At 70.0% G+C, this 14,208-nt stretch carries 14 protein-coding genes; 8 read left to right on the top strand and 6 right to left on the bottom strand.

The features are described from left to right. Positions 1 to 101: 101 nt before the first annotated feature. Positions 102 to 1,466 (top strand): NAD(P)/FAD-dependent oxidoreductase, encoded by a 1,365-nt coding sequence (locus tag OG912_RS35770; RefSeq protein WP_327712962.1) that lies wholly within the window; start codon positions 102 to 104, stop codon positions 1,464 to 1,466. Between the two features lie 17 nt (positions 1,467 to 1,483). Here OG912_RS35770 and rho read toward each other — a convergent pair whose 3' ends face one another. Further along, on the bottom strand, positions 1,484 to 2,656 hold the full coding sequence (gene rho / locus OG912_RS35775; protein ID WP_443061058.1) for a transcription termination factor Rho: 1,173 nt from the start codon (positions 2,654 to 2,656) through the stop codon (positions 1,484 to 1,486). A gap of 324 nt (positions 2,657 to 2,980) precedes the next feature. Between rho and OG912_RS35780 the strand changes: the two genes are divergently transcribed. Continuing rightward, positions 2,981 to 3,871: a GNAT family N-acetyltransferase gene (locus OG912_RS35780; protein ID WP_327712964.1), complete on the top strand. Its 891-nt coding sequence runs from the start codon at positions 2,981 to 2,983 to the stop codon at positions 3,869 to 3,871. Here OG912_RS35780 and meaB read toward each other — a convergent pair. From meaB to mutA, 3 genes are read right to left on the bottom strand one after another with little or no spacing between them, the layout of a single operon-like run. Continuing rightward, on the bottom strand, positions 3,868 to 4,878 hold the full coding sequence (meaB, locus tag OG912_RS35785; RefSeq protein WP_327712965.1) for a methylmalonyl Co-A mutase-associated GTPase MeaB: 1,011 nt from the start codon (positions 4,876 to 4,878) through the stop codon (positions 3,868 to 3,870). The two genes, OG912_RS35780 and meaB, sit on opposite strands and share 4 nt — an antisense overlap. A gap of 12 nt (positions 4,879 to 4,890) precedes the next feature. Continuing rightward, positions 4,891 to 7,092 carry a methylmalonyl-CoA mutase gene (scpA, locus tag OG912_RS35790; RefSeq protein WP_327712966.1) on the bottom strand — a complete coding sequence of 734 codons (2,202 nt, stop codon included), beginning with the start codon at positions 7,090 to 7,092 and terminating at the stop codon, positions 4,891 to 4,893. Beyond that, positions 7,092 to 8,948, bottom strand: coding sequence for a methylmalonyl-CoA mutase small subunit (gene mutA / locus OG912_RS35795; RefSeq protein ID WP_327712967.1), 1,857 nt, complete (start codon positions 8,946 to 8,948; stop codon positions 7,092 to 7,094). The genes scpA and mutA overlap by 1 nt, the downstream gene beginning before the upstream one ends. 212 nt (positions 8,949 to 9,160) lie before the next feature. Between mutA and OG912_RS35800 the strand changes: the two genes are divergently transcribed. The 3 genes from OG912_RS35800 (at position 9,161) to OG912_RS35810 (ending at position 11,162) form a co-directional block, all read left to right on the top strand. After that, positions 9,161 to 9,574, top strand: a complete 414-nt coding sequence (locus OG912_RS35800; protein ID WP_327712968.1) for a DUF6325 family protein — start codon at positions 9,161 to 9,163, stop codon at positions 9,572 to 9,574. A 78-nt stretch (positions 9,575 to 9,652) separates the two neighbouring features. Next, on the top strand, positions 9,653 to 9,976 hold the full coding sequence (locus OG912_RS35805; RefSeq protein WP_327712969.1) for an SHOCT domain-containing protein: 324 nt from the start codon (positions 9,653 to 9,655) through the stop codon (positions 9,974 to 9,976). Positions 9,977 to 10,361: 385 nt separating this feature from the next. Next, positions 10,362 to 11,162, top strand: coding sequence for a tyrosine-protein phosphatase (locus OG912_RS35810; RefSeq protein WP_327712970.1), 801 nt, complete (start codon positions 10,362 to 10,364; stop codon positions 11,160 to 11,162). A 151-nt stretch (positions 11,163 to 11,313) separates the two neighbouring features. Here OG912_RS35810 and OG912_RS35815 read toward each other — a convergent pair whose 3' ends face one another. Both OG912_RS35815 and OG912_RS35820 read right to left on the bottom strand, forming a co-directional pair. Next, positions 11,314 to 11,820 carry a hypothetical protein gene (locus tag OG912_RS35815; protein WP_327712971.1) on the bottom strand — a complete coding sequence of 169 codons (507 nt, stop codon included), beginning with the start codon at positions 11,818 to 11,820 and terminating at the stop codon, positions 11,314 to 11,316. Continuing rightward, positions 11,817 to 12,392, bottom strand: a complete 576-nt coding sequence (locus OG912_RS35820; protein ID WP_327712972.1) for a hypothetical protein — start codon at positions 12,390 to 12,392, stop codon at positions 11,817 to 11,819. The genes OG912_RS35815 and OG912_RS35820 overlap by 4 nt, the downstream gene beginning before the upstream one ends. Before the next feature lie 211 nt (positions 12,393 to 12,603). Here OG912_RS35820 and OG912_RS35825 point away from each other — a divergent pair, with 211 nt between their 5' ends. From OG912_RS35825 to OG912_RS35835, 3 genes are all read left to right on the top strand, one after another. Next, complete coding sequence (locus OG912_RS35825; RefSeq protein ID WP_326734288.1) at positions 12,604 to 13,008, top strand: J-domain-containing protein; 405 nt, start codon at positions 12,604 to 12,606, stop codon at positions 13,006 to 13,008. A 47-nt stretch (positions 13,009 to 13,055) separates the two neighbouring features. After that, a complete protein-coding gene (locus OG912_RS35830) occupies positions 13,056 to 13,547 on the top strand; it encodes a GNAT family N-acetyltransferase (RefSeq protein ID WP_327712973.1) in 492 nt (163 codons plus the stop codon). Between the two features lie 137 nt (positions 13,548 to 13,684). Continuing rightward, positions 13,685 to 14,197, top strand: coding sequence for a DUF6328 family protein (locus tag OG912_RS35835; protein ID WP_327712974.1), 513 nt, complete (start codon positions 13,685 to 13,687; stop codon positions 14,195 to 14,197). The last annotated feature ends 11 nt before the right edge of the window (positions 14,198 to 14,208 follow it).

The following is a 14,208-nucleotide window of genomic DNA, read 5'->3' on the forward strand; positions in this document are numbered from 1 at the left end:
AGGCGGACTCGCGCCCGTCTCGTAAAGATGAGAGGTGACGGGCGCGTGTGACGGGGCAGGCGAACGGTCGACCGTGCAGACCCCGAGAAGGGACGAACACTGTGGCACGACCCAGGATTCTCGTTGTCGGAGCCGGATTTGCCGGGGTCGAGTGCGTACGCCGTCTGGAGCGTGGGCTCCGCCCGGGTGAAGCGGACATCGCGCTCGTCGCACCGTTCTCGTACCAGCTCTACCTGCCGCTGCTGCCGCAGGTCGCCTCCGGCGTCCTCACCCCGCAGTCCGTCGCGGTGTCACTGAGGCGGAGCAGTCGGCACCGCACCCGCATCATTCCCGGCGGGGCCATCGGAGTGGACCCCAGGGCGAAGGTCTGCGTCATCCGCAAGATCACCGACGAGGTGGTCTACGAGCCGTACGACTACATCGTGCTCAGTCCGGGCAGTGTCACCCGCACGTTCGACATCCCCGGCCTGCTGGACAACGCCCGCGGCATGAAGACGCTGGCCGAGGCGGCGTACGTACGTGATCACGTGATCGCGCAGCTCGACCTCGCGGATGCCAGCAACGACGAGGAGGAGCGGGCCTCCCGGCTGCAGTTCGTGGTGGTCGGCGGCGGGTACGCGGGCACCGAGACGGCTGCCTGTCTGCAACGGCTCACCAGCAACGCGGTCAGGCACTATCCCCGGCTCGACCCGAAGCTGATCAAGTGGCATCTGATCGACATCGCTCCGAAGCTGATGCCCGAGCTGGGCGACAAGCTGGGCGAGAGCGCGCTGAAGGTCCTGCGGGAACGCGGCATCGAGGTGTCGCTCGGTGTCTCCATCGCCGAGGCGGGCGCCGAAACGGTGACGTTCACCGACGGCCGGGTACTGCCCTGCCGCACGCTGATCTGGACGGCCGGTGTCACCGCGAGCCCGCTCGTCACCACCTTCGACGCGGAGACGGTCCGTGGCAGGCTGGCGGTGACCCCCGAGATGACCCTGCCCGGCTACGACGGCATGTTCGCGCTCGGCGACGTGGCGGCAGTGCCGGACCTGGCCAAGGGCGACGGCGCGGTCTGCCCGCCGACGGCCCAGCACGCGATGCGTCAGGGCCGCAGGCTCGCCGACAACCTGCTGGCGACGCTCCGGCACCAGCCGCTGCGGCCGTACGTCCACAAGGATCTCGGGCTCGTCGTGGACCTCGGCGGCAAGGACGCCGTCTCCAAGCCCCTGGGCATCGAGATGCACGGGATCACGGCCCAGGCCGTGGCCCGCGGCTACCACTGGTCGGCGCTGCGGACCAACGTGGCCAAGGCACGCGTCATGACCAACTGGCTGATCAACGCGGCGGCGGGCGACGACTTCGTCCGTACGGGATTCCAGTCCCGCAAGCCCGCGACACTGCGGGACTTCGAGTACACGGACAGATACCTCACCCCGGAGCAGGTCCGTGAGCACACCGCGTCCCTGAACGCCCGGATGAAGTGATCCGTCACCCGGGACCGTCAGGCCGACGGCACGGTGGTGCGGATCAGGCGCAGGAATGCGGCGTTGTCCTCGGTACGCCGGATTCGGTCCAGCAGCGTCTCCAGGGAGGTCTGCGCGTCCCTGGAGTGCAGGGCCCGGCGCAGTCCTCGTACGGCGGTCAACTCGTCGGCCGGCACGAGGAGTTCATCTCGCCGAGTGCCGGAGGCGGCGATGTTCACCGCAGGGTGGATGCGCTTCTCGGCCAGTGAACGGTCAAGCCGGAGTTCCATGTTGCCGGTGCCCTTCAGCTCCTCGAAGAAGTACTCGTCCGCCCGGGAGCCGGTGTCGACGAGCGCCGTGGCCAGAATGGTCAGGGAACCGGCCTCCTCGGTGAGACGGGCGGCGCCGAAGAGCCGCTTGGGGCCTGTCAGCGCGGCGGCGTCCACACCGCCGCTCAGGGTGCGTCCACCGTTCCCCGCCGCGTTGTTGTGGGCCCGGCAGAGGCGGGTGAGCGAGTCCAGCAGAATGACGACGTCCCGGCTCTGCTCGACGAGCCGCTTGGCGCGTTCGAGCGCGAGTTCCGCGAGGGCGATGTGTTCCTTGGCCGGCCGGTCGAAGGTCGAGGCGTAGACCTCGCCGCGAACCGAGCGGCGCATGTCGGTGACCTCCTCGGGCCGTTCGTCGAGGAGCACCACCATCAGATGGGACTCGGGGTGGTTCTCGGCGACGGCGGCCGCGATCTGCTGGAGAAGAACCGTCTTGCCGGTCCTGGGAGGTGCGACGATCAGCCCGCGCTGCCCCTTGCCGACAGGGGCGACCAGATCGACGATGCGCGTCGAGGGGCTGCCGGACGATGTCTCCAGGCGCAGCCGCTGCCGGGGGTGGAGCGGAGTGAGGTCGCGGAAGTGCGGGCGGCCGCGCAGTGACTGCGGAGGCAGGCCATTGACGCGGGCGACGGCGCTCAGGGCGCGGGGCCGCTCGCAGGCCCCCTCGACGACATCGCCCTTGCGCAGGCCGTGCTTGCGGATGAGTGCCGCGGGGACCTGTACGTCCCCGGGGGCGGGATGGCCGCCGGCCGAGCGCAGGGAGCCGTGCCCCTGCTGCGTGATGTCGAGGATGCCGGCGGCGGCCGTGGCGGCCGCGGGCCGGGTCGTGGTGGTGACGGGGTGTTCGAGTGTGGTGGTCATGCGGGGTGGTCCTTTCGCGGACATGCGAATGAAGGGGCCCGGCTGAGACGGGGGCGGAGATCTCACGCCCCGGACGACGGGCAGGAAAGGCCGGTGGGAGAACCCGTACCGGACTGAGGAAAGCCATGCGATGAAGCTGGATCGCCGGTCGCAGAGGACGGGCGCATCAGCGTGGTGAAGGTGAATCGGTACCGGAGCCTGAATGAGAGGCATGCACATGTACCGATTGCAATGTAGCACGCCCGTCGGGCTCCGGTGGGCGATGTGGTGCGGGTAACCCATTGCGGTGGGGGAGCGGGGGGTGGTTTCGTACTCCGGGCCGATCCCCGTCACGACTCCGGAGTCACCTTGCCGATACACCTCACCGCCCTGACCGATCCCGACCGCGGCGCCAACGACTACCGCCTGGCGTGGCTGGCCTCCGACGAGTCGGGAGCGCCCGTCGGATCGGCGTTCCTCCGGGTCTTCACCCGCGAGGGCCAGGACCACCTCGCCGAACTGGAACTCCATGTGCACCCGGTGGAACGCCGCAAGGGCACCGGCTCGCAACTGCTGGACGCGGCGGTCCGGGCGGCCCGGGAGCACGGCAGGCGCTCCGTAGTCGCGCAGACCGAGGCCGGGACCCCGGGAGACGGGTTCCTGCGGGCCAAGGGGTTGCGCAAGGTCCTCACCCTCACCTACGCCCGGCTGTCCCTGGAGGACCTGGACACCGCGGCCCTGACCGCCGTCACCCGGGAGCCGCATCCGGGCTACCGGCTGGAGTCCTGGGACGGCGCCGTGCCCGGTCCGCTGGCGCAGACGTTCGCCGCGTCGCGCCGCGCCATGGACGACATGCCCATGGACGACACCGACTACGGAATCGTCGTGTGGGACGTCGACCGTGTACGGGCCGTGGCGCAGGCCGTCGAGGAGCGCGGCGACCGCCTCCACACCGTGGCCGCCGTCGACGAGAACGACGGAACGATCGCGGGCTTCACCGAACTCGTCGTACCGGGCGACGGAAAGGGCGACGGCCAGCACTACGGAACGGGCGTACTGCCCGAGCACCGGGGCCACGGCCTCGCACGCTGGATGAAGGCCCTGTCCGTCCTGCGGGCCCGCGAGCGCCACCCGGATCTGGGCGGACTGCTCGCGGACACCGCAGACAGCAACACGTACATGCGGCGCATCAACGACGCGTTCGGTTACGAGGCGACCCACCGCTCGGTCGAGTACCAGCTCGACCTCCAGGGCCTTTAGGAACCGTCCGGGGCCGCCTGTCCGGGGCCCCGGAACACCTTCAGGATCTGCTCGGCGGCCAGCGTGGCGGGCAACGAGCCCTCCCGTACGCGCAGTTCGAGCTCCGGCGCGAGCGCACGTACCCCGGGATGGCCGCGCAGGCTGTCCAGCAGGTCGTCCCGCACCATCGTCCAGGTCCAGTCGACCTGCTGCTCGCTCCGCTTGGCTGCGAGCCTGCCCGTCGACTCCAGCAGGGCCCGGTGCTGCTCCAGCCGCTCCCACAACGTGTCCAGACCGCTGGACTCCCGGGCGCTGCACGTCAGCACCGGTGGAGTCCATGCCGCGTCCACCGGGTGCATCAGCCTTAGCGCGCCCGCCAGTTCACGCGCCGCGGAGCGGGCGTCCCGCTCGTGCGGACCATCGGCCTTGTTCACCGCGATCGCGTCCGCCAGCTCCAGCACACCCTTCTTGATGCCCTGGAGCTGGTCACCGGTGCGGGCCAGCGTCAGCAGCAGAAACGTGTCCACCATATTGGCGACCGCCGTCTCCGACTGACCGACGCCGACCGTCTCCACCAGCACCACGTCGTAGCCGGCCGCCTCCATCACCACGACGGACTCCCGGGTCGCCTTGGCCACTCCGCCCAGCGTGCCGGCGGTGGGGGAGGGGCGTACGAACGCGGCCGGGTCCACCGCGAGCCGCTCCATCCTGGTCTTGTCGCCCAGGATGGAGCCGCCGGTACGGCTGGAGGACGGGTCCACGGCGAGCACCGCGACCCGGTGCCCGAGCCCGGTGAGCATCGTGCCGAGCGCGTCGATGAACGTGGACTTGCCGACGCCGGGCACTCCGCTGATGCCGATGCGCCGGGCGTTGCCCGAGTGCGGCAGCAGTTCGCGCAGCAACTGCTGCGCCAGTGCCCGGTGGTCGGGGCGGATGGACTCGACGAGGGTGATGGCGCGCGCGATGTGCGCCCGCTTCCCGTCGAGTACCCCCTTCACATAGCTGTCGAGATCGATCTTCGGAGCCATCGGTTCAGCGGCTCACAGCTCGTGGCCGAGCGAGGCGCCGAGGCGCGTCACCAGGTCGTGGGCCGCGTCCGGGATCACGGTTCCCGGCGGGAACACGGCTGCCGCCCCCATGTCCAGGAGGGTGGGCACGTCCTGCGGCGGGATGACTCCTCCCACCACGATCATGATGTCCTCGCGGCCCTCGGCCGCGAGCTCCTCGCGCAGCGCGGGGACGAGGGTGAGGTGGCCGGCGGCCAGGGACGAGACGCCCACGATGTGGACGTCCGCCTCGACCGCCTGCCGGGCGACCTCGCCCGGCGTCTGGAACAGCGGGCCGACGTCCACGTCGAAGCCCAGGTCGGCGAAGGCGGTCGCGATGACCTTCTGGCCGCGGTCGTGGCCGTCCTGGCCCATCTTGGCGACCAGGATGCGCGGACGCCGTCCCTCCGCCTCCTCGAACGCGTCGACCAGCGTGCGGGTGCGGTCCACGGACGGCGACTCCCCTGCCTCGTTGCGGTACACACCGGAGATCGTACGGATCTGGCCCGCGTGCCGGCCGTACACCTTCTCCAGCGCGTCCGAGATCTCACCCACGGTCGCCATCGCGCGCGCCGCGTCGACGGCCAGGGCGAGCAGATTGCCTTCGAGCCCGGGGCCCGGGTCGCGTCCGGCCGCGGCTGTCAGCGCGTGCAGCGCGTCCTGGCAGGCCTGCTCGTCGCGCTCCTCGCGCAGCCGCCGGAGCTTCTCCAACTGCTGGGTGCGGACGGAGGAGTTGTCGACCTTCAGGACGTCGATCTTCTCGTCGGTCTCGACACGGTACTTGTTGACGCCGATGACGGGCTGGCGTCCGGAGTCGATGCGGGCCTGGGTGCGGGCCGCGGCTTCCTCGATACGGAGCTTGGGGATGCCGGCGTCGATGGCCTTGGCCATGCCGCCGGCGGCCTCGACCTCCTCGATGTGCTGCCAGGCCCGCCGCGCCAGGTCGTAGGTGAGCTTCTCCACGTAGGCGCTGCCGCCCCACGGGTCGATGACCCGTCCGGTGCCGGACTCCTGCTGGAGCAGGAGCTGGGTGTTGCGGGCGATGCGGGCCGAGAAGTCGGTGGGCAGCGCGAGTGCTTCGTCCAGGGCGTTGGTGTGCAGGGACTGGGTGTGGCCCTGGGTCGCGGCCATCGCCTCCACGCAGGTGCGGGTGACGTTGTTGAACACGTCCTGCGCGGTCAGTGACCACCCCGACGTCTGCGAATGAGTGCGCAGGGAGAGGGACTTGGCGTTCTTCGGCTCGAACTCCTTGACGAGCTTGGCCCACAGCAGCCGGGCCGCCCGCAGCTTCGCGACCTCCATGAAGAAGTTCATGCCGATCGCCCAGAAGAACGACAGCCGCGGTGCGAACGCATCGACATCGAGGCCGGCGTCGCGCCCGGCCCGCAGGTACTCCACCCCGTCCGCCAGGGTGTAGGCCAGCTCCAGATCAGCCGTGGCGCCGGCCTCCTGGATGTGGTACCCGGAGATGGAGATCGAGTTGTAGCGCGGCATCTTCTGCGAGGTGTACGAGAAGATGTCGGAGATGATCCGCATCGAGGGCTTGGGCGGATAGATGTAGGTGTTGCGGACCATGAACTCCTTCAGAATGTCGTTCTGAATGGTTCCGGCCAGCTTCTCGGGCGCGACGCCCTGCTCCTCGGCGGCCACGATGTACAGAGCGAGTACGGGCAGCACCGCGCCGTTCATCGTCATCGACACCGACATCTTGTCCAGCGGGATGCCGTCGAACAACTGACGCATGTCGTAGATCGAGTCGATCGCGACACCCGCCATACCGACATCACCGGTCACCCTCGGGTGGTCGCTGTCGTAGCCGCGGTGGGTCGGCAGGTCGAACGCGACCGAGAGACCCTTCTGCCCGGCCGCCAGGTTACGGCGGTAGAAGGCGTTGGACTCCTCGGCCGTGGAGAACCCGGCGTACTGCCGGATCGTCCAGGGCTGGTTGACGTACATCGTCGGATACGGGCCCCGCAGATACGGCGCCACCCCCGGATAGGTACCCAGGAAGTCGATGCCCTCCAGGTCCTGCCCGGTGTACAGCGGCTTGACCGCGATGCCCTCCGGGGTTTCCCACAGCAGGTCGCCGTCGGAGGTCCCGGAGGACTCCTTGACCGCGGCACGCCACTGGTCCTCGGTCACCTCGGCGCCGCCGCCCGGCCCGAGCTCGATGTCGGAGAAGTCGGGGATCCGCATTACGCCACACCCATACGGTCGAGAACGGAAGAGAGCACGGCCACCACGTCGCAGCCGGCGAAGACGTACTCGTCGACACCTGCGTACGCGCCGGGCCGCCCGGCCAGATACACCCGCTGCGCACCGGCCGCGACAAGCGCATCGGCGACCTCGCCGGCCTGTTCGGCGTAGAGGGCGTCGCTGGAGCACAGGCACACCACGTCGGTCCCGGCGGCTGCGAGGGCCTCAGCGGCCGACGAGGCGTCCACCTGGACCGGCTCGTGCACGGGTTCGATGCCGCCCGCCTGGAACAGGTTCGCGGCGAACGAGGCGCGAGCGGTGTGGGCCGAGGCGGGACCGAGTGCGGCCAGGAATACCCGCGGCCGGGAGCCGGTCGCCGCCAGATGGGCGTCCGAACGGGCGCGCAGCGCCTCGAAGGCCTCGTCGCGGCGGACCACCGGAAGGCCGCCCCGAGCATCGGCCGGAGGCAGCGGCTCGCGCTCCACCGTGCGTTCCGCGAGGTGCGGGAACTCGCTGACGCCGGTGATCGGTTCCTTGCGCCGCGCCAGATCCTTGCTGCGGGCGGCCCACGTGGCCGCGATGCGCTCCGCGACCATGCCGGAGCCGAGCGCCGCGGCCTGACCGCCGGACCGCTCGATCTCCTGGAAGAACGCCCAGGCGGCGTCCGCGAGTTCGTCGGTGAGCCGCTCCACGTACCAGGAGCCGCCCGCCGGGTCGATGACCCGGGCCAGATGGGACTCCTCCAGCAGGATCGTCGACGTGTTGCGGGCGATGCGCCGGGCGAACGCGTCCGGCAGGCCCAGCGCATGGTCGAAGGGCAGTACGGTCACGGCGTCCGCACCGCCGACGCCCGCACCCAGACAGGCCAGCGTGGTCCGCAGCATGTTCACCCACGGATCGCGACGGGTCATCATCACCGGCGACGTCACCGCGTGCTGGCGCTGCGCCCCGGCCTCCGGCGCCCCGCACACCTCGGCGACCCGAGACCAGAGCCGGCGCGCGGCCCGCAGCTTGGCGATTGTCAGGAACTGGTCGGCGGTGGCCGCGTACCGGAATTCCAGCTGAGCGCAGGCCTCTTCGACACCGAGCCCGGCCTCGGTCAGCGCCCGCAGATAGGCGACTCCCGTGGCCAGCGAACTGCCCAGCTCCTGGGCCGCCGAGCCACCGGCCTCGTGGTACGGCAGCGCGTCCACGGTCACCGCCCGCAGCCCGGGGAACCCGGCCGCGCAGTGCTTCGCCCAGTGGACGGCGGACGTCAGGTCCGCCTCGCCGCCGCTGCGGGCGGCCTGACCCAGCGGGTCGGCCCCGAGGCTGCCGCGCACCGCGTCCGCCGGAACGCCACGCTCGGCGTGGAGCCTGAGCAACTCTGTTGCTGCGGCGTCGAGTTCGTTGCCGGCTTCGAGTACGAGCGGTGCCAGGTCGAGATGGACGCCTTCCAGTGCTCGCGCCAGACCGGAGACCGGAACGCCGCCGGTGCCCCCCACGGTCAGCCACAACGAGGTGGCGCCGTTCTCCAGATCCGCGAGCACGGCCTCGTTGAGCCGGGCGGGGTCCGTCGACGTGTGCCGCTGTCGTACGCCCCAGCCGCCCGCCGTGCTGCCCTGCGGCGTGCTGCCGCGGGTGAAGGGGGCGAAGCCCGGGAGACCGGCATCGGGTGCGTCGTCGCGTGAGGTGTAGAGGGGGCGGGTGATGAGCCCGTCCTCCACTGTGGTGGACAGCGCTTTCTCGGCGGCCGAACCCGAAACGTCCTTGCCCGACTTGCGCAGCACGCCTTCGACAAGGCTCTGCCACTGCTCGTGGGCGGGATCAGGGAATTCGGCGGCCAACGAAAGCCCGTCGGCAGGCAGGACCGTCATGCCCAGATGCTAGGGCAGGTCTCGGAGGGGCAGCAGAGGCTCGGCCTGTGACCTTGCCCTCTCCCAGCGCACTTGATCCTTTACGTACGGTCGCGTAGCCGCCGTGAGCCCTTTGATGGTAGAGGTTTGTCATGGTGCGGCGATAAATGTCCGAAGTTATGCTGCTGGCAATTCATCCTTCCGGAGAGGACACGCCCGTGGCTGTGGGACCTGTGGAGTACCTCGTCGTCGCTTTCCCCGGCAGCCGGTTCACCGGTGCCATCGCGCCGGCGCTGGCCGAGGCGGTCGCGTCGAAGGCGGTGCGCATCATCGACCTGACCTTTGTGTACCGGGCCGAGGACGGTGCGATCGAGATCATCGAGCTGGAAGATCTCGACCCCGACGACCTCGTCTCTTTCGAGCCGGTCGAGGGTGAGGTCACCGGCTTGCTGAACAGCGATGACATCCGGGCTCTGGGCGAGAGCGTGCCGCCGGGCAGTTCCGCGGCACTGATCGTGTGGGAGGACCTCTGGGCGCTGCCGCTCACCGAGGCGGTCCGCGCGTCGGGCGGTCAGCTCGTCGCCCATGAGCGGATTCCCGCCGAGGTCGCGGAAGCTGCCGTGTCCGCCTCCGTTTCCGCACGCTGACATCGCACCCTGCCGCACCTCATCGCACCTCATTGCACTGGAAAGGCGTATGGCATGCCGATCTTTCGAGGACCTGGAATGAACCGTCGAGGGCCCGGCCTGCTCGGGGCGGTGGCGCGCACGGCCGTCGTCGCGGGAACCGCCTCGGCGGTCAGTGGGCGTGTCCAGCGGCACCAGCAGGCGAAGTTCGCCGAGGACGACTCCGAGCAGATGGCGGAGGAGCAGATGCGTCAGCAGATGCAGATGCAGGCCGCCCAGCAGCAGGCCGTGCAGCAGCAGGCCGCCGAGCCGCCCGTAGATGATCTGATCAGTCGGCTGGAACGCCTGGCCGAACTGAAGAAGCAGGGCATCCTGACCGACTCCGAGTTCGAGGCGCAGAAGACAAAGCTTCTGGCGGAATGATTCTTCGCCGGGCGGCGGCAGCACGCCCGGCCTGAGTCGAAATCGGTGGCGTGCACTCGCTTTCGCCCGCCACCGGGAGCGGCGGGCGCGCGCGGTGGCACAGGGGCGTATTGCGTAAGCCGCGGCATTTCCCCTACGGCCTTGTGCCCGTTCCCATGGGCCGCCGCGATGTCCGCTCCGCACGCCTCCCGTCCTTGAGCGGCTATACAGCGCCCCATACCAGACGCCCTACCCAGCCCTTCTCGTACGGCTCCGGGCCCGGCCGGCAGGCTCGATCGATGATCACCGGCGTTTTACTTTGTCGATTTCCCGACGTCATGCGACTTTTGATCCGGCCAGGCCGAAATCAATTTCGGATACGTGTCGGGAAAAGAGGAAGTTCATCGTGCAAACCGCCAGGGCCGTCCCGGCAGCCTCTGTTCTCAACCTGCGGGATCTGGGCGGCATCGCTCTGGGAGCCGGCCGGCAGATGCGAGCGGGCGCAGTGCTGCGCTCCGGTCAGCTCAGCGGGCTCGATCCGGTGCAGGACGCGGCGGTGGCCGAGCTCGGGGTCCGCACGGTCGTCGACCTGCGGACCGCGGACGAGCGGGCATCGGCTCCCGACCGGCTGCCGCCCGGAGCCCGGCTGTTCGTCGCCGACGTGCTCGGGGACGATCCGGGCGTGGCACCGGCCCGGCTGCGTTCGCTGCTCGCCGATCCGGTCGAGACGGAGCGGCTACTCGGGGGCGGGAAGGCCGAGGGGATGTTCGCGGAGACGTACCGGCAGGTGGTGCTGTCGCCGCGCGCGGCGGCCGCCTATCGCGCCTTCCTGGAGACGGCAGCCGACGGTGCCGCGCGACCCGTGCTCTTCCACTGCACCACGGGCAAGGACCGTGCGGGCTGGGCCGCGGCCCTGCTGCTGCTCCTGCTCGGCGCCTCGCGGGATGCGGTCAGGGCGGAGTTCCTCGCGGTGAACCCGGTGATGCGGGTCGCGTTCAGGCCGTCCGTGCAGAGCTACCTCGACGCGGGCGGCGACCCGGAGATCGCGTCCGCGATCATCGAGGTGCGACCCAAGTACCTGGACACGGCACTGGACGCCATGGACGAACGCTGGGGAGGGCTCGACGGCTATGCGCGCGAAGGGTTGCGTATCCCCGAAGCCGCACTGCGGAGGCTGCGCGCCGAACTCGTGGTGAGTGCCCAGTGAGCCGTTCCAGGGGCTCCGCTCACTGATCAGAGCATGGCTTCTGCCGCCGGCGCACGTGCGCCGGCGGCAGAAGCCATGCCTGTACGAGGGAGGAAGGGCGGCGCCACGCGTGAAGCGTCTGCTTACCGGCCCTCGGCGGCGACTGCGCGTCTCACACGTTCAGCAGCCGTTCGGTGAGGTCCCGGTAGTGCTGCAGGGTGACTCGCAACTCCTCGGTTCGCGTGCCCGGATCGGTGTCCCGTCCGGCCGTGCCGAGTGTGTGCCGGTACTCCCTGAGCGCGTCCGTAAGTCCGTCGACCACGCTGTCGAAGGTGCTCTCGGCCTCCTCGACAGCACGGCGGGGGCTCTCGACGAACTCGCTCACCGCGTGCTGGAGCCGCTCGGAGTGCCGGTCGTGGTCGGCGTCCGGGAAGAGTGAGCGGCTTGCGTCGGGTGCGCTCACCGCGGTGCGGTCCTCCATGCGCGGCTTTCCGGCCGGCGGTACATCCGACTGCCGCGCTGTACCTGTTGCTCCGGTGCCCGTGGGTCCGGCGTCCACTGCGCGGGTGCTTGTCGAGTCGTGGTCCGTCGCACGGTCGGACGCGGCGGCTCGGGGCTTCTTCGTCACTTCGGGGGCCTCGGTGGGGATGCGAGGCGTGGATCCGGCGTCGTGTGTCATGCCCTGCCACTCCCTTCCACGGGGTGCGGGTGCCGGCGAACCGGCTGGTCCGTGCCGTTCGAGACGAGCACGTCGAACAGGCCGCGGGCCTCCAGCATCGCCTCCCGCATGTCCTCCGTACCGCCGTCGCCGTTTTTGGCGGCGTGCACCCGGTGATAGCCGTTGACGTGTTCGGCGTGGTGAACGGAGAGCGCGGCGCTCTGCTCGCCGAAGTCCTTGCCGTCGGGGAAGCCCAGTTCACGGGCCAGTTCGGCCAGCAGGGCGTCCGCCTCGGCGACCGCCTGCTGGGGTGCGTCGACGAAGCTGCCCTCGATCCGGGTCCAGCGATCCGCGTACTGTGCGCGCGCTTCGGACGTCAGTGGACGCTCGTGCAGGGAGCGGTGCCGCTTCAGCCGCTCGTGCAACTCACGCTCGGCGGCCTTCGTGTCGCCATGGTGGCGTGCGACGGTCCGGTCGTACTCAGGACCGAAGCGGCGCCGTATTCCGTGCCCGCCCGTCTGTCGTGCGTAGAGCAGGGCCAGTGCGCAGGCTGCCACGAGGACGACCGCGACGATGATCACTACGGTCGTCATGGTCACCACTCCTGCCGGTTCTCGGTCCGCATGTCGCTGTGTTCCACTCTCACCATCCCTTTCGGATCGTGCCCGGAGCCGTATCGGCCGGGTGTGCTCCTCGTGTACCCCGCCGCTCGCGTTCAAGGCCCGGAGCCTGCTCCCGTTGCTGTACGGCCCCTGGGTAGGGTGAAGGAGCTGCATCACACGCATCTCCGAGAGGGGCATCACGGTGACCGAGCGCAAACCCGCGGGCGTCAGCTTCGAGTCCTGGGTCGACAAACAGATTCGCGAATCCGAGCAGCGCGGTGACTTCGCCCAGCTGCCGGGGTTCGGGAAGCCGCTCGAAGGAATCGACCGCCCGTACGACGAGGCGTGGTGGATCAAGGCGAAGATGCAGCGGGAGGGCATGTCCGTGCTCCCGCCTTCGCTGGCCCTGCGCAAGGAGGCGGAGGACACCCTCGCGGCCGTGCCCGGGACGCGGACCGAGGCCGAGGTCCGACGGATGCTGACCGAGATGAACGAGAAGATCGCCGAGGCCGTCAGGCGTCCGCCGCCGGGGCCGCTCCTGAAGCTGAAGCCGTTCGACGTCGAGGCCCTGGTCGAGGAGTGGCGTACCGCCCGGCGCTCCCCCTGAGGCTGGCGGCGGCTCCGTGCCCATCCCGGATACGTAATACTCGCTGTATGAGATCAGGTATTACGTCGCGTGGTCGCCGGGCCTTGGGTGAAGAGGTGGGGATCAGGCGGGCCGACGCCCGGGACGCGAAGCGTCTGACCCGGCTGGTCCGGACCTCCCGCGCCTACGAAGGACCGTACGCTCCCATGGTCGCCGGATTCCGGGTGGGGCACGACTACATCGAGACGCACAGGGTCTTCGCGGCCGTCGGCGAAACCACCGGACGACTGCTCGGCTTCTACGCCCTGATCCTCGACCCGCCCGAACTCGATCTCATGTTCGTCGCCGACGATGCGCAGGGCGCAGGCATCGGACGTCTGCTCGTCGGGCACCTGAAGGACGAAGCGCACGAGACCGGACTCACTGAGGTGCGCATCGTGTCGCATCCACCGGCCGAGGGTTTCTACGGGAGCGTGGGAGCCCGGCGGACCGGCACCGTGAGGGCCACGCCGCCGGCGGTGATGTGGGACCGTCCCGAACTGGTGCTGCCGGTCGTCTGAGAGCGGGAGGCCGAGCCTGAGCCTCCGCGACAGCGGCCGGTGGTCCGCTCACTGGACGGGCCCCGGACCGGCCGGAGGTCTACCGTGTGGGAACGGGGCACGTACAGGCGCTGCGCGTACCGGACGGAGGCCCAACGGTGAACCCACCCGAGGACGAGCAGGGCACGGGCCGCGGATGGGGGCGGCGGGAGACGCCGGAGGAGCGGGCCGACCGCCGGTGGACCGACCTGCTCCAGGAGCTGCGCGTAGCCCAGACCGGGGTGCAGATCCTCTTCGGCTTTCTGCTCGCCGTCGTCTTCCAGCCGCGCTTCGCGGATCTCTCCGACACCGACCGCACGATCTATGTGGTCACCGTGATGTTCGGCTCCGCCACAGCCGGTGCGCTCATCGGACCGGTGTCGTACCACCGGCTCCTCACCGGGCGGCGGATGAAGCCCCAGACGGTCACCTGGGCCTCACGTCTGACTGTGATCGGGCTGATCCTGCTGTTCTGCACGATGTGTTCGGCGCTCCTGCTGATCCTGCGCGTGGCCCTGCACAACGCGCTCGCCCTGTGGCTGGTCGGCGGGATGGCGCTGTGGTTCCTGATCTGCTGGTTCGTCTTCCCGGCCTGGGCGCTGGCCCGGTCCCACGGCCGCGGGGAGAGCTGACGGTGCCCCGC

The organism is Streptomyces sp. NBC_00464 (assembly GCF_036013915.1).
Taxonomy (GTDB): Bacteria; Actinomycetota; Actinomycetes; order Streptomycetales; family Streptomycetaceae; genus Streptomyces.

Bases quoted from the DNA above. Each gene is read 5' to 3' on its own strand.
- rho (WP_443061058.1), bottom strand. From the start codon at position 2,656: ATGTCCGCGAAAGGACCACCCCGCATGACCACCACACTCGAACACCCC.
- OG912_RS35830 (WP_327712973.1), top strand. From the start codon at position 13,056: ATGAGATCAGGTATTACGTCGCGTGGTCGCCGGGCCTTGGGTGAAGAG.
- meaB (WP_327712965.1), bottom strand. From the start codon at position 4,878: ATGGCTCCGAAGATCGATCTCGACAGCTATGTGAAGGGGGTACTCGAC.
- OG912_RS35820 (WP_327712972.1), bottom strand. From the start codon at position 12,392: ATGACGACCGTAGTGATCATCGTCGCGGTCGTCCTCGTGGCAGCCTGC.
- OG912_RS35815 (WP_327712971.1), bottom strand. From the start codon at position 11,820: ATGACACACGACGCCGGATCCACGCCTCGCATCCCCACCGAGGCCCCC.
- scpA (WP_327712966.1), bottom strand. From the start codon at position 7,092: ATGCGGATCCCCGACTTCTCCGACATCGAGCTCGGGCCGGGCGGCGGC.
- OG912_RS35805 (WP_327712969.1), top strand. From the start codon at position 9,653: ATGAACCGTCGAGGGCCCGGCCTGCTCGGGGCGGTGGCGCGCACGGCC.
- mutA (WP_327712967.1), bottom strand. From the start codon at position 8,948: ATGACGGTCCTGCCTGCCGACGGGCTTTCGTTGGCCGCCGAATTCCCT.